The organism is Bacillus sp. FSL K6-1003 (assembly GCF_037964945.1).
In the GTDB taxonomy this organism is placed as follows: Bacteria; Bacillota; Bacilli; order Bacillales; family Bacillaceae; genus Bacillus; species Bacillus mojavensis.
Window position 1 is genome coordinate 1,652,051 of the sequence record NZ_CP150176.1, and the last position, 20,498, is coordinate 1,672,548.

At 43.8% G+C, this 20,498-nt stretch carries 21 protein-coding genes; 20 read left to right on the forward strand and 1 reads right to left on the reverse strand.

Annotation, left to right across the window (positions count from 1 at the left end):
* Positions 1 to 9: 9 nt before the first annotated feature.
* The 4 genes from acpP to ftsY all read left to right on the forward strand — a co-directional run bounded on the left by acpP (position 10) and on the right by ftsY (position 5,802).
* Positions 10 to 243 (forward strand): acyl carrier protein, encoded by a 234-nt coding sequence (gene acpP, locus NSU16_RS08560; protein WP_003154310.1) that lies wholly within the window; start codon positions 10 to 12, stop codon positions 241 to 243.
* A 139-nt stretch (positions 244 to 382) separates the two neighbouring features.
* Positions 383 to 1,132: a ribonuclease III gene (gene rncS / locus NSU16_RS08565; RefSeq protein WP_010334220.1), complete on the forward strand. Its 750-nt coding sequence runs from the start codon at positions 383 to 385 to the stop codon at positions 1,130 to 1,132.
* A gap of 100 nt (positions 1,133 to 1,232) precedes the next feature.
* Positions 1,233 to 4,793 carry a chromosome segregation protein SMC gene (smc, locus tag NSU16_RS08570; protein WP_339192514.1) on the forward strand — a complete coding sequence of 1,187 codons (3,561 nt, stop codon included), beginning with the start codon at positions 1,233 to 1,235 and terminating at the stop codon, positions 4,791 to 4,793.
* 19 nt (positions 4,794 to 4,812) lie between these two features.
* On the forward strand, positions 4,813 to 5,802 hold the full coding sequence (ftsY, locus tag NSU16_RS08575) for a signal recognition particle-docking protein FtsY (RefSeq protein ID WP_044155917.1): 990 nt from the start codon (positions 4,813 to 4,815) through the stop codon (positions 5,800 to 5,802).
* A 60-nt stretch (positions 5,803 to 5,862) separates the two neighbouring features.
* Here ftsY and NSU16_RS08580 read toward each other — a convergent pair whose 3' ends face one another.
* Positions 5,863 to 6,348 carry an Ig-like domain-containing protein gene (locus tag NSU16_RS08580; protein WP_339192515.1) on the reverse strand — a complete coding sequence of 162 codons (486 nt, stop codon included), beginning with the start codon at positions 6,346 to 6,348 and terminating at the stop codon, positions 5,863 to 5,865.
* A 178-nt stretch (positions 6,349 to 6,526) separates the two neighbouring features.
* On the opposite strand from NSU16_RS08580, the gene NSU16_RS08585 reads away from it, so the two are divergent.
* The 16 genes from NSU16_RS08585 (at position 6,527) to topA (ending at position 20,445) form a co-directional block, all read left to right on the forward strand.
* Positions 6,527 to 6,859: a putative DNA-binding protein gene (locus NSU16_RS08585; RefSeq protein WP_339192516.1), complete on the forward strand. Its 333-nt coding sequence runs from the start codon at positions 6,527 to 6,529 to the stop codon at positions 6,857 to 6,859.
* Between the two features lie 13 nt (positions 6,860 to 6,872).
* Positions 6,873 to 8,213, forward strand: coding sequence for a signal recognition particle protein (gene ffh / locus NSU16_RS08590; protein ID WP_024121380.1), 1,341 nt, complete (start codon positions 6,873 to 6,875; stop codon positions 8,211 to 8,213).
* Positions 8,214 to 8,318: 105 nt separating this feature from the next.
* Positions 8,319 to 8,591, forward strand: a complete 273-nt coding sequence (gene rpsP, locus NSU16_RS08595; protein WP_003220815.1) for a 30S ribosomal protein S16 — start codon at positions 8,319 to 8,321, stop codon at positions 8,589 to 8,591.
* Complete coding sequence (locus tag NSU16_RS08600; RefSeq protein ID WP_024121381.1) at positions 8,591 to 8,836, forward strand: KH domain-containing protein; 246 nt, start codon at positions 8,591 to 8,593, stop codon at positions 8,834 to 8,836. The genes rpsP and NSU16_RS08600 overlap by 1 nt, the downstream gene beginning before the upstream one ends.
* Positions 8,837 to 8,957: 121 nt before the next feature.
* Positions 8,958 to 9,344: a YlqD family protein gene (locus tag NSU16_RS08605; protein ID WP_339192517.1), complete on the forward strand. Its 387-nt coding sequence runs from the start codon at positions 8,958 to 8,960 to the stop codon at positions 9,342 to 9,344.
* Positions 9,345 to 9,348: 4 nt separating this feature from the next.
* Entirely contained in the window at positions 9,349 to 9,873 is a 525-nt protein-coding gene (gene rimM / locus NSU16_RS08610) for a ribosome maturation factor RimM (protein ID WP_010334227.1), read from the forward strand.
* On the forward strand, positions 9,870 to 10,601 hold the full coding sequence (gene trmD, locus NSU16_RS08615) for a tRNA (guanosine(37)-N1)-methyltransferase TrmD (RefSeq protein ID WP_010334228.1): 732 nt from the start codon (positions 9,870 to 9,872) through the stop codon (positions 10,599 to 10,601). Before rimM ends, trmD begins: the two co-directional genes overlap by 4 nt.
* Before the next feature lie 139 nt (positions 10,602 to 10,740).
* Positions 10,741 to 11,088: a 50S ribosomal protein L19 gene (rplS, locus tag NSU16_RS08620; protein WP_010334229.1), complete on the forward strand. Its 348-nt coding sequence runs from the start codon at positions 10,741 to 10,743 to the stop codon at positions 11,086 to 11,088.
* Positions 11,089 to 11,232: 144 nt separating this feature from the next.
* Positions 11,233 to 12,081, forward strand: coding sequence for a ribosome biogenesis GTPase YlqF (gene ylqF / locus NSU16_RS08625; RefSeq protein ID WP_010334231.1), 849 nt, complete (start codon positions 11,233 to 11,235; stop codon positions 12,079 to 12,081).
* Between the two features lie 70 nt (positions 12,082 to 12,151).
* Positions 12,152 to 12,919 (forward strand): ribonuclease HII, encoded by a 768-nt coding sequence (locus NSU16_RS08630; RefSeq protein ID WP_326332903.1) that lies wholly within the window; start codon positions 12,152 to 12,154, stop codon positions 12,917 to 12,919.
* A 29-nt stretch (positions 12,920 to 12,948) separates the two neighbouring features.
* A complete protein-coding gene (locus tag NSU16_RS08635) occupies positions 12,949 to 14,679 on the forward strand; it encodes a hypothetical protein (RefSeq protein WP_339192518.1) in 1,731 nt (576 codons plus the stop codon).
* Complete coding sequence (locus tag NSU16_RS08640; RefSeq protein ID WP_010334234.1) at positions 14,676 to 14,957, forward strand: FlhB-like flagellar biosynthesis protein; 282 nt, start codon at positions 14,676 to 14,678, stop codon at positions 14,955 to 14,957. The genes NSU16_RS08635 and NSU16_RS08640 overlap by 4 nt, the downstream gene beginning before the upstream one ends.
* A gap of 173 nt (positions 14,958 to 15,130) precedes the next feature.
* Positions 15,131 to 16,288, forward strand: a complete 1,158-nt coding sequence (sucC, locus tag NSU16_RS08645) for an ADP-forming succinate--CoA ligase subunit beta (RefSeq protein WP_010334235.1) — start codon at positions 15,131 to 15,133, stop codon at positions 16,286 to 16,288.
* Positions 16,289 to 16,316: 28 nt separating this feature from the next.
* Entirely contained in the window at positions 16,317 to 17,219 is a 903-nt protein-coding gene (gene sucD, locus NSU16_RS08650) for a succinate--CoA ligase subunit alpha (RefSeq protein ID WP_010334236.1), read from the forward strand.
* A gap of 60 nt (positions 17,220 to 17,279) precedes the next feature.
* Positions 17,280 to 18,179: a DNA-processing protein DprA gene (gene dprA, locus NSU16_RS08655; protein ID WP_268450366.1), complete on the forward strand. Its 900-nt coding sequence runs from the start codon at positions 17,280 to 17,282 to the stop codon at positions 18,177 to 18,179.
* 190 nt (positions 18,180 to 18,369) lie between these two features.
* Positions 18,370 to 20,445: a type I DNA topoisomerase gene (topA, locus tag NSU16_RS08660; protein ID WP_029441257.1), complete on the forward strand. Its 2,076-nt coding sequence runs from the start codon at positions 18,370 to 18,372 to the stop codon at positions 20,443 to 20,445.
* The last annotated feature ends 53 nt before the right edge of the window (positions 20,446 to 20,498 follow it).

The window sequence follows — 20,498 nt, forward strand, 5'->3', positions numbered from 1 at the left end:
TGAATTGCTATGGCAGATACATTAGAGCGTGTAACGAAAATCATCGTAGATCGCCTTGGCGTTGATGAAGCAGACGTCAAACTTGAAGCTTCTTTCAAGGAAGACTTAGGTGCTGATTCCCTAGATGTAGTTGAGCTTGTTATGGAACTTGAAGACGAGTTTGATATGGAAATTTCTGACGAAGATGCTGAAAAGATTGCAACAGTCGGCGACGCTGTGAACTACATACAAAACCAGCAATAAGCTGATGCTAAAAGTCCCGCCGAAACGCGGGGCTTTAGCCCTTTATTCGTGCAGTTATTACAGCATGCCGCTTTTACGCGCGCTGTATCCGGTTTAGTCAGAGAAGCGCGGTGAACCTGATGTGCCTATGGAGGTTACTATGTCAAAACACTCACATTACAAAGATAAGAAAAAGTTCTATAAAAAAATAGAACAATTTAAAGAGTTTCAAGAACGGATCTCGGTTCACTTTCAAAATGAAAAGCTTTTGTATCAAGCATTTACACATTCATCTTATGTGAATGAGCATCGGAAAAAGCCGTATGAAGATAATGAAAGGCTTGAATTTTTAGGTGACGCTGTTTTGGAACTGACGATCTCCAGATTCTTATTTGCCAAGTATCCGGCTATGAGTGAAGGAGATTTGACGAAATTGAGAGCCGCGATTGTATGCGAACCGTCTCTCGTTTCATTGGCTCACGAACTGTCATTCGGCGATCTTGTCCTATTGGGGAAAGGCGAGGAAATGACAGGCGGCAGAAAACGTCCTGCGCTTTTGGCGGATGTCTTCGAAGCATTTATCGGAGCCTTGTATCTTGACCAGGGATTAGAGCCGGTCGAAAGTTTCTTAAAAGTCTATGTGTTCCCTAAAATAAACGATGGTGCTTTTTCTCATGTGATGGATTTTAAAAGCCAGCTGCAAGAATACGTGCAGCGGGACGGCAAAGGCTCGCTGGAGTATAAAATATCCAACGAAAAAGGACCTGCCCATAACCGTGAATTCGAAGCCATCGTATCTCTAAAAGGTGAACCACTCGGAGTCGGAAACGGCCGTTCAAAGAAAGAAGCCGAACAGCACGCTGCTCAGGAAGCTCTAGCTAAATTGCAAAAACACCATACGAAACAATAAAATCCCCCTAAGCTATAAGGGGGATTTCAGTATGTTTGCCGTCTTATTTCATCCATGTTTATGATAAAATTGAAATACTTATTACATAAGGAGGATCGCTATGTTCCTCAAACGTTTAGACGTTATAGGATTTAAATCATTTGCAGAACGGATTTCCGTTGATTTTGTAAAAGGCGTCACTGCGGTTGTCGGCCCGAACGGAAGCGGAAAAAGCAATATCACAGACGCTATTCGCTGGGTTCTTGGAGAACAATCAGCTCGTTCCCTTCGCGGCGGAAAAATGGAAGATATTATTTTTGCCGGCAGTGATTCGAGAAAACGGTTAAATCTTGCCGAAGTTACGCTTACGCTTGATAATGACGATCATTTTTTGCCGATTGACTTCCACGAGGTCAGTGTCACAAGGCGTGTGTACAGATCTGGCGAGAGTGAATTCTTAATTAACAATCAGCCGTGCCGCTTAAAAGATATTATTGATTTATTTATGGACTCAGGACTTGGAAAAGAAGCATTTTCGATTATCAGCCAAGGGAAAGTGGAAGAAATCCTGAGCAGCAAAGCGGAGGACCGCCGCAGTATCTTTGAAGAAGCAGCCGGGGTGCTCAAATACAAAACGAGAAAGAAAAAAGCAGAAAACAAGCTGTTTGAAACCCAGGATAATTTAAATCGGGTAGAAGATATTTTACATGAGCTGGAAGGTCAGGTTGAACCTCTTAAAATACAGGCCTCAATCGCGAAAGACTACCTGGAGAAAAAGAAAGAGCTTGAGCACGTTGAAATTGCGCTGACCGCTTATGATATTGAAGAACTGCACGCCAAATGGTCAAGCCTTCAGGAGAAAGTGCAAGCCGCAAAGGAAGAAGAGCTTGCTGAATCGTCTGCTATTTCAGCAAAAGAAGCGAAAATCGAAGATGCGCGCGACAAAATTCAAGCGCTCGATGAATCAGTGAACGAGCTCCAGCAAGTCTTGCTTGTGACAAGTGAGGAGCTTGAAAAGCTGGAGGGGCGCAAAGAAGTACTGAAAGAACGCAAAAAAAACGCTGTGCAAAACCGCGAACAGCTTGAAGAAGCCATCGTACAGTTTCAGCAAAAAGAAGCTGTGCTGAAAGAAGATCTTGCGAAGCAGGAAGCTGTCTTTGAAGCGCTTCAGACAGAAGTCAAAAATTTAAAAGCACAGGTGAAGGAAAAGCAGCAGGCTCTCAGTCTTCACAATGAAAATGTCGAAGAGAAAATTGAGCAGCTGAAAAGCGATTACTTTGAGCTGTTAAACAGCCAGGCATCGATTCGCAATGAGCTCCAGCTGCTCGATGACCAGATGTCCCAATCAGCAGTTATCCAACAGAGGCTGGCTGATAATAATGAAAAGCATCTGCAGGAACGGCGCGATATTACCGCCCAAAAAGCTGCATGTGAAACCGAGTTTGCCCGCATAGAGCAGGAGATTCACAGCCAAGTCGGCGCGTATCGAGAAATGCAGGTTAAATACGAACAGAAAAAGCGTCAGTATGAGAAAAATGAATCTGCTCTTTACCAAGCATACCAATACGTCCAGCAGGCGAGGTCGAAAAAAGACATGCTTGAGACAATGCAGGGAGATTTCTCCGGCTTTTATCAGGGTGTTAAAGAGGTGCTGAAAGCGAAAGAGCGGCTTGGCGGAATTCGCGGGGCTGTCCTTGAGCTGATGTCAACAGAACAAAAGTATGAAACGGCTATTGAAATAGCACTCGGAGCTTCAGCACAGCATGTTGTGACCGATGATGAACAGTCCGCCCGTAAAGCAATTCAATATTTGAAACAGAATTCGTTCGGCCGGGCGACATTTCTGCCGCTTTCTGTCATCAAAGACCGTCAGCTTCAAAGCAGGGACGTGGCAACTGCGAAGCAGCATCCGTCATTTCTCGGGGTTGCCAGTGATCTTGTCACATTTGATCCCGCGTATCGCCGTATCATTCAAAACCTGCTCGGCACCGTTTTGATTACAGAGCATTTAAAAGGCGCAAACGAGCTTGCGAAGCTGCTTGGGCACCGGTACCGAATCGTAACTCTCGAGGGCGATGTCGTAAATCCTGGAGGTTCAATGACGGGGGGCGCCGTTAAAAAGAAAAACAACTCCCTGTTAGGAAGAAGCCGGGAACTTGAGGATGTCACCCAGCGGCTGGCTGAGATGGAAGAAAAAACAGCGCAGCTTGAACAAGAGGTCAAAACCCTTAAGCAATCCATTCAGGAGATGGAGAAAAAACTGGCTGATTTAAGAGAGGCTGGGGAAGGCTTAAGAGTGAAGCAGCAGGATGTGAAAGGCCAGCTGTATGAGCTTCAAGTTGCTGAGAAGAATATCAATACTCACTTAGAGCTCTATGATCAAGAAAAATCAGCTCTGTCAGATAGCGATCGAGAGAAGAAAGCGCGCAAACGCGAGCTGGAAGAAAAGCTTTCTTCCGTATCTGAAAGAATGAAACAGCTTGAAGAGGATATTGAAAGACTGACAAAACAAAAACAGACACAGTCCTCTACAAAAGAGTCTCTCTCCAATGAGCTGACTGAGCTGAAGATCGCAGCAGCGAAAAAAGAGCAAGCATGTCAGAGCGAAGAGGACAACCTCGCTAGATTAAAGAAAGAGCTCCAAGAAACAGGGCTTGCTTTAAAAGAGGCGAAAGAGGACCTAAGCTTCTTAACGTCAGAAATGTCATCAAGCACAAGCGGCGAAGAAAAACTGGAAGAGTCCGCAAAACATAAATTAAATGACAAAACAAAAACAATTGAATTGATTGCGTTAAGGCGCGACCAGAGGATCAAACTTCAGCAGGGGCTTGATACGTATGAGCGCGAGCTGAAAGAAATGAAGCGCCTGTATAAACAAAAAACAACGCTCTTAAAAGACGAAGAAGTAAAACTAGGCCGAATGGAAGTCGAGCTTGATAATTTGCTGCAATACTTGCGGGAAGAATACAGCTTGTCCTTTGAGGGAGCCAAAGAGAAATACCAGCTTGAAACAGATCCTGAGGAAGCACGAAAGCGCGTGAAGCTGATTAAACTCGCAATAGAAGAGCTTGGAACGGTAAACCTCGGAAGCATAGATGAGTTTGAGAGGGTTAACGAACGCTATCAATTCTTGTCAGAGCAAAAAGAAGATTTAACAGAAGCAAAAAATACCCTGTTTCAAGTGATTGAGGAAATGGACGAAGAGATGACGAAACGCTTTAACGACACATTCGTCCAAATCCGCTCACACTTTGATCAAGTCTTCCGCTCCTTATTCGGAGGAGGGCGAGCGGAATTAAGGCTTACCGATCCGAATGATCTGCTGCATTCCGGAGTAGAAATTATCGCGCAGCCGCCGGGAAAAAAACTGCAAAACTTAAACCTTTTGTCTGGCGGAGAGCGTGCGCTTACTGCTATTGCGCTCTTATTCTCAATTTTAAAGGTGCGCCCTGTGCCTTTTTGTGTTCTTGACGAGGTAGAAGCAGCACTTGACGAAGCAAATGTGTTCCGGTTTGCGCAGTATTTGAAAAAATACAGCGCCGATACCCAGTTTATTGTGATTACCCACAGAAAAGGCACTATGGAGGAAGCCGATGTGCTTTACGGCGTGACAATGCCGGAGTCAGGTGTTTCTAAGGTCATCTCAGTGAAGCTGGAAGAGACAAAAGAATTCGTTCAGTAACGAGGAAAGAGGTTATAAGATGAGTTTTTTTAAAAAATTAAAAGAGAAAATCACAAAGCAGACAGATTCCGTATCTGAAAAATTTAAGGACGGCCTTGAAAAAACGAGAAACTCCTTTCAAAATAAAGTGAATGATCTCGTGTCCCGTTACCGTAAAATTGATGAGGACTTCTTCGAAGAGCTTGAAGAGGTTCTGATCAGTGCTGATGTCGGTTTTACAACGGTTATGGAGCTGATAGACGAGCTCAAAAAAGAAGTGAAGCGCAGAAATATTCAAGATCCGCAGGAAGTGCAGTCTGTTATTTCTGAAAAGCTGGTGGAGATTTATAACAGCGGAGACGAACAAATATCTGAGCTGAACATTCAGGAAGGGCGTTTAAATGTCATTCTCCTAGTCGGCGTAAATGGAGTCGGCAAAACGACAACGATCGGAAAGCTTGCTCATAAACTAAAGCAAGAAGGAAAGTCTGTTGTACTTGCTGCCGGAGACACTTTCAGAGCAGGAGCGATTGAACAGCTTGAAGTATGGGGAGAACGTACTGGTGTGCCTGTCATTAAACAGGCGGCCGGCAGCGATCCTGCGGCTGTCATCTATGATGCTGTTCACGCTGCCAAAGCGAGAGAAGCTGATGTGTTAATTTGTGATACGGCAGGGCGTCTTCAAAACAAGGTAAACCTGATGAAGGAGCTCGAAAAGGTGAAGCGTGTTATCGAAAGAGAAGTGCCGGAAGCGCCTCATGAGGTGCTGCTCGCCCTTGATGCCACGACTGGCCAAAACGCAATGGCGCAGGCGAAGGAGTTCTCGAAAGCAACAAACGTAACAGGAATTGCTTTAACAAAACTTGACGGCACTGCAAAAGGCGGTATTGTCCTTGCGATTCGCAACGAGCTTCATATCCCGGTTAAATTAGTCGGATTAGGAGAAAAAGTTGATGATCTTCAGGAGTTTGACGCTGAATCTTACGTATACGGCCTCTTTTCAGATTTAGTGGAAAAAGCGGAGGATTAATATTTTTGGGTTCACCGATTATAGACAGACAGCCCCCAAAACCCTAGGGGGCTGTTTTTGTTATCGTCTCACTTGATAGGCGAAATGATAAAGGCTGTTATCAGTGGATAGCAATCTCGCATCACCGGAATAAACCCTGAATGGGATGATGTCGTAGTAATGAACGGAAACGGATGTGTAATACGTGTAGTAGCCAGCGGCAGGTCCTAAATACATTGGAACGTCAAACTTTCCGTTTTCATCGGTTGTTCCTGCAGCTGTCTTTGTTGTATTCCCGACTTTCGTATCTGCTTCGAAGCTGACTGGTGTGTTTGGCACTGGCACTCCATTTTCGTCGAGCAATGTACCGCTTATCGTAATATTGTACTTAACTCGCCAAAATTGGCCCTGTCCGTAATTGATTTTGCCGTACACGCCTCCGTCCGTGCTAATATTTGAGATGGAGGCCTTATAAGGGACTCCGGCCGCAGCTGCTTGCTGGACGGGAAAAATAAATGGTAACACGGCAGCCAAGCATAACATAAACAATAAACCGATTTTTTTCATGTGAAATCCTCCTTTTAAATATGGTTCATATAAAATATCGGAATAATTTGGATGTTGTTTAGTTAATATTGGAAAAAGTTATCGTTCCTTTGACAAGATAAAAACTTGACACTCACATTAAAACCATGTAAACTAAGTTATCGTAAAGGGATTTGACTTAACAAAGGGGAGAGCTCATATGTCGCTCGAAAAGACAACGAGAATGAATTATCTGTTTGATTTTTATCAGTCGTTGTTGACGTCTAAACAGAAGAGCTATATGTCTCTTTATTATTTGGACGATTTCTCCCTTGGCGAAATAGCCGAAGAATATGAGGTTTCAAGACAAGCTGTTTATGATAACATCAAACGAACAGAAGCGATGCTTGAACAATATGAAGAAAAGCTGCTCCTTTTGAAAAAGTTTCAGGAGCGTAAAGAGATGTTTAATAAGCTGAAGGAGCTTGCTTCCGCTTCTAAAGAAGAGGAAGAAATTACAGCTCTGATTGAAGCGCTTGAGAAATTAGATTAGGAGGCGGCAAACTATGGCATTTGAAGGATTAGCCGACCGACTGCAGCAGACGATTTCTAAAATCCGCGGAAAAGGGAAAGTCAGCGAACAAGATGTAAAAGAAATGATGCGTGAGGTTCGTCTTGCGCTGCTTGAGGCTGACGTTAACTTTAAAGTAGTAAAGGATTTTGTGAAAAAAGTAAGTGAACGGGCTGTAGGCCAAGACGTCATGAAAAGCCTGACGCCCGGCCAGCAGGTCATTAAAGTTGTTAAAGAGGAACTGACAGAGCTGATGGGCGGCGAAGAAAGCAAAATTGCCGTCGCGAAGCGGCCGCCAACTGTTATTATGATGGTTGGTCTCCAGGGTGCCGGTAAAACGACAACGAGCGGTAAACTTGCAAATCTGTTGCGCAAAAAGCACAATCGCAAACCGATGCTGGTTGCTGCCGATATTTACCGTCCTGCTGCAATCAAGCAGCTGGAAACGCTCGGCAAACAGCTCGACATGCCTGTTTTTTCCCTTGGTGATCAGGTCAGCCCTGTAGAAATAGCCAAGCAGGCTATTGAAAAAGCCAAGGAAGAACACTATGATTATGTCATTTTGGACACAGCAGGCCGTTTGCATATCGACCATGAGCTTATGGATGAACTGACCCAAGTGAAAGAAATCGCGAATCCGGAAGAAATCTTTCTGGTTGTCGATTCAATGACCGGGCAGGATGCCGTGAATGTAGCCAAAAGCTTTAACGAACAGCTCGGTTTAACCGGTGTTGTGTTAACAAAGCTTGATGGAGACACGCGCGGGGGTGCTGCACTTTCCATTCGTGCGGTGACAAACACGCCGATTAAATTCGCCGGTTTAGGCGAAAAGCTTGATGCATTAGAGGCTTTCCATCCTGAACGCATGGCATCAAGGATTCTCGGCATGGGTGACGTGTTAACATTGATTGAAAAAGCTCAGGCAACCGTCGATGAAGACAAGGCCAAAGAGCTGGAACAAAAAATGAGAACAATGAGCTTCACATTGGACGATTTTCTCGAGCAGCTCGGGCAGGTCAGAAACATGGGGCCTCTGGATGAGCTTCTGCAAATGATGCCGGGTGCAGGTAAGATGAAAGGCTTGAAAAATATTCAAGTTGATGAAAAGCAGCTGAATCATGTGGAAGCGATCATTAAATCGATGACTGTTCTTGAAAAAGAACAGCCGGATATCATTAATGCCAGCCGGCGCAAGCGGATTGCAAAAGGAAGCGGGACGTCCGTACAGGAAGTCAACCGTCTGCTTAAGCAGTTTGACGAAATGAAAAAAATGATGAAGCAAATGACAAACATGTCAAAAGGAAAGAAAAAAGGATTTAAGTTACCTTTTATGTAATCGGTTATACATGATAAAACCGTTGTTAAGAAAAAACACTTTACAAACACTTTTATCATTGTTAATATACTATCTTGTTGAAATATTTTCGGAGGTGCTAGTAAAATGGCAGTAAAAATTCGTTTAAAACGTATGGGAGCAAAAAAATCTCCTTTCTATCGTATTGTTGTAGCAGATTCTCGTTCACCGCGTGACGGCCGTTTCATCGAAACAGTCGGCACTTACAACCCGGTTGCAAAACCAGCGGAAGTAAAAATCGATGAAGAGCTTGCTCTTAAATGGCTTCAAACTGGAGCGAAACCATCTGATACAGTTCGCAACTTGTTCTCTAGCCAAGGAATCATGGAAAAATTCCACAACGCTAAACAAGGCAAGTAATGACTGATCAACACTTGGAAGATTTGATTGTCACGATTGTGACACCGCTTGTTGATCATCCAGATGACATTCGGGTCATAAGAGAAGAAACCGATCAAAAGATTGCGCTGCGCTTATCTGTTCACAAGTCAGATACCGGTAAAGTTATCGGGAAGCAAGGCCGGACTGCAAAAGCGATTCGAACAGCTGTATTTGCAGCTGGCGCACAGTCTTCTAAGAAAGTTCAATTTGAAATATTTGACTAAAAGGGAGAGGGCCGGCACCTCCCCTTTTTTTACACGCAAAAAACGGGTAAACTGATAGAAGATAAGACAAGATAGAAACGTCTGGTCTTGAAAAAGTTTTAAAAGCAGGGAGCTTGGTGCGATGCAAATTATTCACCGTGTAGCCGTTATGCAAGTCTTAACCGAGCACAGCAAAGAAAAGCTGTTATCTACTTTCACAGAAAAGAAGCAAATGCTTGAACGAGAATGCAGCCAGCTCTATTTTCAGCTTAGAAAACATGAAAAAGAACAGCAGAACCCAGATGTAATTGAGCAATTTAAAAAGGCAATAGAAAAACGAAAAGATAATATGAAAATGATCGATTTTCAAATTACCCAAGTACATACATTACCGCTTGGCAGTGAAATGAAAGAAAAGGAAATCGATGCGCTGCTGACCATTAAAGTCGGGGATGACTGGCATGAGAAAACAGCAGCAAACACCATCGTCATAAAAGACGGAATAGTAATTGAAATTCGCCAGAGGTGATCATATGACAAAGCGATGGTTTAATGTCGGTAAAATTGTAAATACCCACGGAATTAAAGGCGAGGTGCGGGTCATTTCAAAAACGGATTTTGCCGAAGAACGGTACAAGCCGGGCAACACGCTGTATTTGTTTATGGACGGACGCCAAGAACCGATAGAGGTAACGGTAAACACGTACAGGCTGCATAAGCAATTTCATCTGCTGCAGTTTAAAGAAAGACAAAGCCTGAATGAAGTAGAGGAACTGAAAAACGCCATCATCAAAGTTCCGGAAGAGGATTTGGGTGAGTTGAATGAGGGAGAATTTTATTTCCACGAAATTATCGGCTGTGAAGTTTTTACTGAAGAAGGCGAACTGATCGGAAAGGTGAAAGAAATTTTAACACCGGGAGCCAATGATGTATGGGTAATCGAGCGTAAAGGAAAAAAAGACGCGCTGATTCCTTACATTGAATCAGTCGTCAAACAGATTGATGTCAGCGAAAAGAAAATTGAGATTCAACTCATGGAAGGATTAATAGACGAATGAAAATCGATTTTTTGACGCTGTTTCCTGACATGTTTGAAGGGGTGCTCGGTTCATCCATTCTTCAAAAAGCCCAAGAAAAAGAAGCAGTGCAGTTCCAGATCGTCAATTTCCGGGAGTATTCTGATAACAAGCATAATACAGTGGATGATTATCCTTACGGAGGCGGAGCAGGTATGGTGCTGAAGCCTCAGCCTGTTTTTGACGCGGTTGAGGACCTGACCTCAAAAGCAGACAGTCCGCCGCGCGTTATCCTCGTCTGCCCGCAAGGTGAGCGTTTCACTCAAAAAAAAGCCGAGGAATTGGCAAAGGAAGAGCATTTGCTGTTTATCTGCGGCCATTATGAAGGCTATGATGAGCGAATCCGTGAGCATTTGGTGACCGATGAAATATCAATTGGCGACTTCGTTCTGACAGGCGGTGAGCTGCCTGCGATGATGATTGCTGACAGTGTTGTCAGGCTGCTTCCGGGAGTGCTTGGCAAAGAGGCTTCCCACATAGAGGATTCGTTTAGTACGGGGCTCTTGGAGCATCCGCATTATACAAGACCGGCAGATTATAAAGGTTTAAAAGTGCCTGAAACACTTCTATCAGGAAACCATGCTAAAATCAAAGAATGGCGGAATAAAGAATCGATCAGAAGAACCTATTTAAGACGCCCGGATCTCCTGAAAGACTATCCGCTTACAGAGCAAGAAAGAAAATGGATTTCTGAATGGGAAAAAGAATAGATTTTATTGCATAGGCTATGAAATTGTGATAAGATACTACTTGTGGCTTGAGCGGGCTTATCCGTTGAAAGCTTGAAAACGATGTTCCGCTGTGCCGGGTTTTGTGGCCAAGAGCATCTGTTGGAAGGAGTTGAAAACGATGCAAAAACTAATTGAAGATATCACAAAAGAACAGCTTCGTACTGATCTTCCTACGTTCCGTCCTGGTGACACTTTACGTGTACACGTAAAAGTTGTTGAGGGTAACCGTGAGCGTATCCAGATTTTTGAAGGTGTTGTGATTAAGCGTCGTGGTGGTGGAATCAGCGAAACGTTCACAGTTCGTAAGATTTCTTACGGTGTTGGCGTTGAACGTACTTTCCCTGTACACACACCAAAAATCGCGAAAATCGAAGTTGTACGTTACGGTAAAGTACGCCGTGCTAAGCTTTACTACCTACGTGAACTTCGCGGAAAAGCGGCTCGTATTAAAGAAATCAGACGATAATGATAACGAACGAAAAGAGCTTGTTACCAGTAACAAGCTCTTTTTTTATATAGAATTTGAAAATGCCGGTCAGGCATCGTAAAATACATAAAGAACAACTAAGAATCTTGCACACTCAGAAGATAAAGGCGGTGTTCGTGTCACATGACAATCCAGTGGTTCCCTGGCCATATGGCAAAGGCAAGACGGGAAGTAACCGAAAAATTAAAATTAATCGATATCGTATATGAATTGGTAGATGCCAGAATTCCGATGTCCTCAAGAAACCCAATGATTGAAGACATCTTAAAAAATAAGCCAAGGATTATGCTGTTAAATAAAGCTGACAAAGCAGATGCGGCAGTTACACAGCAGTGGAAAGAGCACTTTGAGAACCAAGGAATCCGCTCTCTGTCCATTAATTCTGTAAACGGCCAAGGATTAAATCAAATCGTTCCGGCTTCAAAAGATATCCTGCAGGAGAAATTTGACCGGATGAGGGCAAAAGGTGTGAAGCCAAGGGCGATCCGGGCGCTGATCATCGGCATTCCGAACGTCGGAAAATCAACGCTTATCAACCGGCTGGCAAAGAAAAATATTGCGAAAACCGGAGACAGACCGGGTATCACAACATCTCAGCAATGGGTCAAAGTCGGAAAAGAATTAGAGCTTTTAGACACTCCGGGGATTCTATGGCCTAAATTTGAGGACGAGCTTGTCGGGTTGAGGCTGGCAGTCACGGGGGCTATTAAAGACTCGATTATCAATCTACAGGATGTAGCCGTGTTTGGCCTCCGTTTTCTCGAAGAACATTATCCTGAACGGCTTAAAGAGCGCTACGGGCTCGATGAGATACCCGAAGACATCGCGGAGCTGTTTGATGCGATAGGTGAAAAACGCGGCTGCCTCATGAGCGGGGGGCTTATTAACTACGATAAAACGACTGAAGTGATTATTCGTGATATCCGCACAGAAAAGTTCGGGAGGCTGTCATTCGAACAGCCGACGATGTAAAGACCCGCAGAAATGCGGGTCTTTATTTTTTCCTGACCCGACCGATACATACAGTAAGGGAGAAGAGAAAGTGAATACATTAACCGTAAAAGACATTAGAGACCGTCTGCAAGGGGTAAGAGATGACCAGGACCCATTTCTTGTCCAGTGTGAAAATGATCCGAGAAAAAGCGTACAAGCGCTTGTAGAGCAATGGCTGAAAAAGCATGCGAAGGAAAAAGCGCTAAAAGAACAGTGGATGAATATGACCTCCTATGAACGGCTTGCGAGAAACAAGGGGTTTCGTTTTATTGCAGGAGTAGACGAAGTAGGCCGGGGCCCATTGGCAGGACCGGTTGTCGCCAGCGCAGTCATCCTTCCTGAGGAATGCGAAATACTTGGACTCACAGACTCAAAAAAGCTTACAGAAAAGAAGCGTGAGGAATATTACGATCTCATTATGAAAGAAGCTGTGGCAGTCGGTATAGGAATTGTAGAAGCAGCTGTTATTGATGAGATCAATATTTATGAAGCCTCAAAATTGGCAATGGTCGAAGCAATCCGCGATTTGTCCGATACACCCGATTATTTGCTCGTTGACGCGATGACACTGCCGCTCGATACGTCTCAGTCTTCAATTATAAAAGGCGATGCCAAAAGCGTATCTATCGCTGCAGGTGCGTGTATTGCGAAAGTGACGAGGGACCGGATGATGAGCGCATATGCAGAAAAGTATCCGCAGTACGGCTTTGAAAAAAATAAAGGCTATGGAACAAAAGAGCATCTTGAAGCGCTCGCAGCCTACGGACCGACCGATTTGCACCGGAAAACTTTCGCTCCTGTTCAATCTTACAGATAATCTAATGAACAAGGAGGCACCTTTTTGAAATGAACATACGAAATGATGTACAGCAGGCGCTCAAAAACCTTTTTGGTAACACTGCAGCTCCGCAGGAAACATCACATACAACCGACGAATCAAATGCCGTAAAGCGTCTCCTTTTAGGAAAAGTACTTCGTTTATTAGGGGACCAGCATGTACTGATCCAAGTAGGGAATCAAACGATTCAAGGCAAACTTGAAACCCAGCTTCGTCCTCAGGCGTATTACTGGTTTTCCTACGAAAAAAAACCAGCGGAACAGACAGGCCGTCTCCAGGTCGTTCAAAGCTTTGACCAAAATCCCAAAACAATTCAGGATGCAGCGGGCAAGCTTCTGAACGCTATTTCAGTGAAGCCGTCAAACGCCTCCCTTATGATGGCAGGCGCAATGCTGAAAAGCAAAACACCCATCACAGAAAATGATATCAAGACAGCTGTCCGCTGGATGGACACGCTGCCTGAGTCAGACACAAAAAAAGCCATTGAAACAGTTTTATTTGCCTTAAAGCGGGATCTCCCCGTTCATCCCGATGTTTTGAGCGGAGTTCATGCTGTCAAATCGCCTGTACCGCTCCATCAGCGCTTATCTCAGCTGATTCAGGCTATTCATGAAAATCCTCAGCCGAGCCAGGCGCTGACAAAGCTAAGAGAAGCCCTTACAGCACTATTTAATAGCGAAACAGATGTCCATGCAGAACGTCTTATCGAGAAGCTTTTCTCGTTAACAGATAATACCAGATCTGCCTCTTCAGTCAGTACTGCCGGAAACCGGGAGCTTAGTGCAGCAGACGGCTCCGCAGGAAAGGCAAACCGGGCACCTGTAAACCCGCAGGAGCAGCAGCGAAACATACGAGACGGTGCTGCTAAAACTGTCTCAGACATTCCAATGAAAGAAGCAGGAAGGCTGCTGGCCAAACTGACGGAAGCTGCGGATAAAAACGGCAATTCAATCGTAAAAGAAGCAGCGAATTGGATAAAGGCTGTTGTTTCCTCTAATCAAAATAAGCCCGAGGCAGCAGCATCTGTTTTGCAGGCCGCACGAGTCACGGATCAAGAAGCCGATGTATTTTTAAAGGCTGTTCAGCAGACAGCTCCTAATTTAACGGATAAGGTAGATGTTCTTTCCTTTTTATCCAAAGTAAAAATGGCAATAGGCGCGCGAGATGAGCTTGCATTTATTAAAGCGTTTGAACAAGGCACCGCAGTGCTGCCTGATGATATTCAATCAGTCAAGATGGCTCTGCATGCCGCCAGAGCGTCACATGAGTTAGCGGAACCTGTCAAACAGGAAGCGGATCAGCTCTTTCATAAATTGAACGGTCAGCTTCTCATGCAGCAGGATCATCCTTCATACAGCCAAATTGTGATGTCATTTCCGATGTTTTCAAAATCGGGGGTTCAGGACATGACTGTTCTTTTTAAAGGAAAAAAAGAAGCGGATGGAAAGCTCGATCCTTCCCATTGCCGGCTCCTGTTTTTACTGCAATTGGATACGTTAAAAGAAACGGTTGTTGACTGCCTGATACAGCAGCAAGTCATGACGATTACAATTGAGACGGATTTTGAGCTTCAGCCTGCCATCGATCCAATGGTGCCCACCCTCAAGCAATCGCTCAAAGAAATGGGCTACAGTCTTTCAGGAGTTAACGCTAAAAAGCGCCTTCGATCTGATGAAATGGCTACAATTGATCAATACATAACAAGCATCAGTGATCAGGAAGTGGATGTGAAAATATGAACGAGCAAACGCCTTTAAGGAAAGCCGTAGCTCTCCATTATGATGAAAAAAAAGATAAGGCGCCAAGAGTAATTGCAACCGGAAAGGGCTATGTTGCTGACAACATTATCAAAGAAGCTAAAAAGGCGGGGGTCCCGATCCAAGAAGATCGGACCCTTGTCGAATTAATGCGCCATTTGACTGTGGATGACCAGATCCCGGAAGCTCTTTATGAAACGGTAGCCGAGATTTTTTCTTTCATTTACAGATTGGACGAAAGTGTAAAAAATAAAAAATAGCCGAAATATTCCCCATTCTCCGCTTGAAATTTATGTTTTTAATAAAATAAAAGTTTGAATGTTTAGAAGGATTTTAAGATTTTGCATCGAACTCTAGACAATTCTTCCAGTATTATATAGAATGAAAGCGCAGTCTATTTTTAGTTTTGTTACATAAGTTAGGAGGATGGGAAATGAATATCCATGAGTACCAGGGAAAAGAAGTCCTCAGAAAATATGGGGTATCTGTTCCTGAAGGTAAAGTGGCTTTTACAGCAGAAGAAGCAGTTGAAAAAGCAAAGAGCTTATCCAGCTCGGTTTATGTCGTAAAGGCTCAAATTCATGCTGGCGGTCGAGGCAAAGCTGGTGGGGTAAAAATAGCAAAATCATTAGAAGAAGTAAGAGCGTATGCTGAAGAACTTTTAGGTAAGACCCTTGTTACGCATCAGACGGGTCCGGACGGACAAGTAATAAAACGCTTACTTATTGAAGAAGGCTGCGATATTAAAAAGGAATACTATGTGGGATTAGTGCTTGACCGTGCCACTTCAAGAATTGTTCTGATGGCCTCTGAAGAAGGCGGAACAGAAATTGAAGAAGTAGCAGAGAAAACACCGGAAAAAATCAAAAAGGCTGTCATTGATCCGGCTGTTGGCCTCCAAGGCTATCAAGCCAGAGAAATTGCATTCGCTATTAATATTCCAAAAGAGCTTGTTGGGAAAGCTGCTAAATTTATGCTTGGACTATACAAAGCGTTTGTGGAGAAAGACTGCTCAATTGCCGAAATCAACCCTCTCGTTGTAACAGGAGACGGGAATGTGATGGCACTTGATGCGAAATTAAATTTTGACAGCAATGCATTATACAGACAAAAAGATATTATGGAATATAGAGATTTGGATGAAGAAGATCCAAAAGAAATTGAAGCGTCTAAATACGATCTGAGCTACATTTCCCTTGATGGAAATATCGGATGCATGGTAAACGGCGCAGGGCTTGCGATGTCCACGATGGATATCATTAAACATTATGGAGGAGAGCCGGCCAACTTCCTTGATGTGGGGGGCGGCGCAACCGCAGAAAAAGTCACGGAAGCATTTAAAATCATTCTTTCTGACCAAAATGTTAAAGGGATTTTCGTCAACATTTTCGGCGGCATTATGAAATGTGATGTTATCGCAGAAGGGGTTGTTGAAGCGACAAGACAAGTCGGTTTAACATTGCCGCTTGTCGTCCGTCTTGAAGGAACAAACGTGGATCTAGGGAAGAAAATCCTTAGTGAATCAGGATTAAATATTACATCTGCGGAATCCATGGCTGACGGCGCGCAGAAAATCGTATCTTTAGTATAGGAAAGAATGAAAGGCAGGGGACCAAATAATGAGTGTTTTTATCAATAAAGATACAAGAGTTATTGTACAAGGGATTACAGGTTCTACCGCTTTATTCCATACGAAGCAGATGCTTGAATACGGCACAAATATCGTGGGCGGTGTGACACCTGGGAAAGGTGGAACAGAAGTGGAAGGGGTACCTGTATTTAATACAGTGGCTGATGCAGTTCATACGACTGGCGCAAATGCGTCTGTTATCTACGTTCCGGCACCTTTTGCGGCTGATGCTATTATGGAAGCGGTAGATGCGGAGCTTGATCTGGTCATTTGCATCACAGAGCATATCCCGGTTCTAGACATGGTAAAAGTGAAACGTTTCATGGAAGGCAAGAAAACGAGATTAATAGGACCGAACTGCCCTGGCGTCATCACGCCTGAAGAATGTAAAATCGGCATTATGCCCGGATATATCCATAAAAAGGGTCATGTAGGCGTTGTATCGCGTTCAGGAACATTAACATACGAAGCAGTGCATCAGCTGTCAGAAGCGGGTGTAGGACAGTCTACAGCCGTTGGGATCGGCGGCGATCCTGTAAATGGAACCAACTTCATTGACGTTTTAAAAGCGTTTAACGAAGATCCTGATACACACGCTGTCATCATGATCGGCGAAATCGGCGGTACAGCTGAAGAGGAAGCTGCTGAGTGGGTAAAAGCCAACATGACAAAACCGGTAGTCGGATTCATTGGCGGTAAAACAGCACCTCCAGGGAAGCGCATGGGACATGCAGGCGCCATCATTTCCGGCGGAAAAGGCACTGCTGATGAAAAAATCAAAACACTTAACGAATGCGGAATCGAAGTTGCAGAGACACCTTCTGTCATGGGAGAAACATTAATTAAAGTGTTGAAAGAGAAGAATTTATTTGAAACGTGCAAAACACATTAATAGAGAAGGGACAGCCATCTTGGCTGTTCCTGCTTTTGCTGTCAAAAGGAGGTCCTCATATTGGATCAGGCCGCTGCCTGTTTAATCACTTGCAGAATCAATCAATTATTATCCCCATCTCTTCTATTAAAATGGTGGAAAGCTGATCCGTCAATGTCACTGTCAAATCCTTCATGCGCATTAGAAACCGCTTCACATGGCAAAGTAAAGACTGCGGCATTAAAAAATAAAATAGAAGAACAATATCCCAAACTTCAGCATTTACTCTCTGTATACCATCAGCAAGGCATTGAAGTCATCCCAATATCCTCAGATCAATATCCATTCTGGCTGAAAACCATTTATGATCCGCCTCCTGTGCTGTTTGCAAAAGGTGATATATCCCTTCTTTCTCAAGGGCGTAAAATAGGAATTGTAGGTACGCGGCATCCGACAGCCTATGGAATCCAGGTTGTCAATCATCTTACAATAGAGCTTTGCCATAAAAAGTGGGTGATTGTCAGCGGGCTGGCGTCTGGGATTGACGGATTGTCCCATGCGGCAAGTATTAAGGCGAAGGGGCGTACAATCGGAGTCATCGCAGGCGGATTTCAGAACATTTATCCTCGAGAAAATCTTCAATTAGCAGAATACATGGCTAAACACCATCTTCTTCTGTCAGAGCATCCACCTGAAACCAAACCCCAAAAATGGCATTTCCCTATGAGAAACCGTATTATCAGCGGGTTAAGTGAGGGCATTATTGTTGTGCAGGGTAAAGAGAAAAGCGGTTCTTTGATTACCGCATATCAAGCGCTGGAACAAGGGAGAGAAGTATTTGCCGTACCTGGTTCTGTATTTGATCCTTACGCCGGAGGTCCTATAAAATTGATCCAAGAGGGGGCTAAAGCCATATGGTCAGCAGAGGATATTTATGCAGAGCTTCCTGAGAGAAACGTTCAATATACGGAACCCTTTTGAATTATCGTTTGACAAACAGCATTGTAATATTTAATAATAGTGAGGATTTAAAGTTGCATATTGTTTTCTATTTAAATAATGACGTTCATCATAAAGAATGAAATGTTGAAAGCCAAATAAAGACAGCTGCAAATATAAAATAAAATTTGAAATACTTGAAGAGAGAGAACACCTCTTGAGGGGGATGAAAATGTCTGATTATCTAGTCATCGTGGAATCGCCCGCTAAGGCGAAAACGATTGAACGTTACTTAGGTAAAAAATATAAAGTGAAAGCATCAATGGGACATGTCCGGGATCTTCCAAAAAGTCAAATGGGAGTTGACATAGAACAAAATTTCGAACCGAAATATATAACCATTCGAGGTAAAGGTCCGGTATTAAAAGAGCTGAAAACGGCTGCCAAAAAAGCGAAAAAAGTTTATCTCGCAGCCGACCCCGACAGAGAAGGGGAAGCGATTGCATGGCACTTGGCCCACAGCCTTGACCTGGATCTTAATTCAGACTGCCGTGTTGTGTTTAACGAAATTACGAAAGACGCAATTAAAGAATCATTTAAGCATCCACGCATGATCAATATGGATTTGGTGGATGCACAGCAGGCGAGACGTATATTAGACAGGCTCGTCGGATATAAAATCAGCCCAATTCTTTGGAAAAAAGTTAAAAAAGGGCTCAGCGCTGGCCGTGTTCAATCTGTTGCCCTCCGTTTAATTATTGATCGTGAAAAGGAAATTAACGACTTTAAGCCAGAGGAATATTGGACAATAGACGGCACGTTCTTAAAAGGACAGGAGACGTTTGAAGCGAGCTTTTTCGGTAAAAACGGAAAAAAACTTCCTTTAAAGAGCGAAGCGGATGTAAAAGACATACTTTCTCAGCTCAAAGGCAATAAGTATACAGTTGAAAAAGTAACTAAAAAGGAACGGAAACGCAATCCGGCCTTGCCTTTTACAACTTCAACCCTTCAGCAGGAAGCAGCGCGCAAGCTCAATTTCAGAGCGAAGAAAACGATGATGATTGCGCAGCAATTATATGAAGGAATTGATCTAGGAAAAGAAGGAACTGTCGGTCTGATCACGTATATGAGAACGGATTCAACCCGTATTTCCAATACAGCAGTTGATGAAGCGGCAGCGTTTATTGATCAAACGTACGGAAAAGAGTACTTAGGCGGCAAAAGAAAGCCCGCTAAAAAGAATGAAAATGCTCAGGATGCCCACGAAGCGATCCGCCCGACGTCGGTTCTCAGAAAACCAAGCGAATTAAAAGCAGTCCTTGGCAGAGATCAGCTGAGACTGTATAAATTAATTTGGGAGCGTTTTGTTGCCAGCCAAATGGCATCTGCTGTGTTAGATACAATGAGTGTTGATTTGACAAACAACGGTTTGACTTTTCGTGCAAACGGAAGTAAAGTCAAGTTTTCCGGGTTTATGAAAGTGTATGTTGAAGGCAAAGACGATCAATTGGAAGAAAAAGACCGGATGCTGCCTGACCTGCAAGAGGGAGACACTGTTTTATCTAAGGATATAGAACCGGAACAGCATTTTACCCAGCCGCCTCCGCGCTATACTGAGGCCCGATTGGTTAAAACGCTTGAAGAACTAGGTATCGGCCGTCCTTCCACTTATGCTCCGACGCTTGATACGATTCAGCGGCGCGGGTACGTTGGTCTGGATAATAAACGGTTTGTTCCCACAGAATTAGGGCAGATCGTGCTTGAGTTGATCATGGAATTTTTCCCTGAAATCATTAACGTTGAGTTTACGGCAAAAATGGAAAAAGACCTTGATAATGTTGAGGAAGGCAATATAGAATGGGTACAGATTATTGATAACTTCTATACCGATTTTGAAAAGCGCGTGAAAAAAGCCGAATCAGAAATGAAGGAAGTTGAAATTGAGCCTGAATATGCCGGAGAAGATTGTGAATTGTGCAGTTCTCCTATGGTGTATAAAATGGGCCGATACGGTAAATTCCTAGCTTGCTCCAATTTCCCCGATTGCCGGAATACAAAGCCGATTGTCAAACAAATTGGTGTGAAGTGCCCGAGCTGCGGAGAAGGAAATATTGTTGAGCGAAAATCGAAAAAGAAACGGATTTTTTACGGCTGTGACCGTTATCCGGACTGTGAATTCGTTTCCTGGGACAAACCAATTGAACGAAAATGTCCGAAATGCGGAAAAATGCTTGTTGAGAAAAAACTCAAAAAAGGCATACAAGTCCAATGCGTGGAATGCGATTATAAGGAAGAACCACAGAAGTAGCGGTGAGCAGGGTCTTGCTCACCTTCTTTGTGTGTTAAAAGAAGACAATGAAT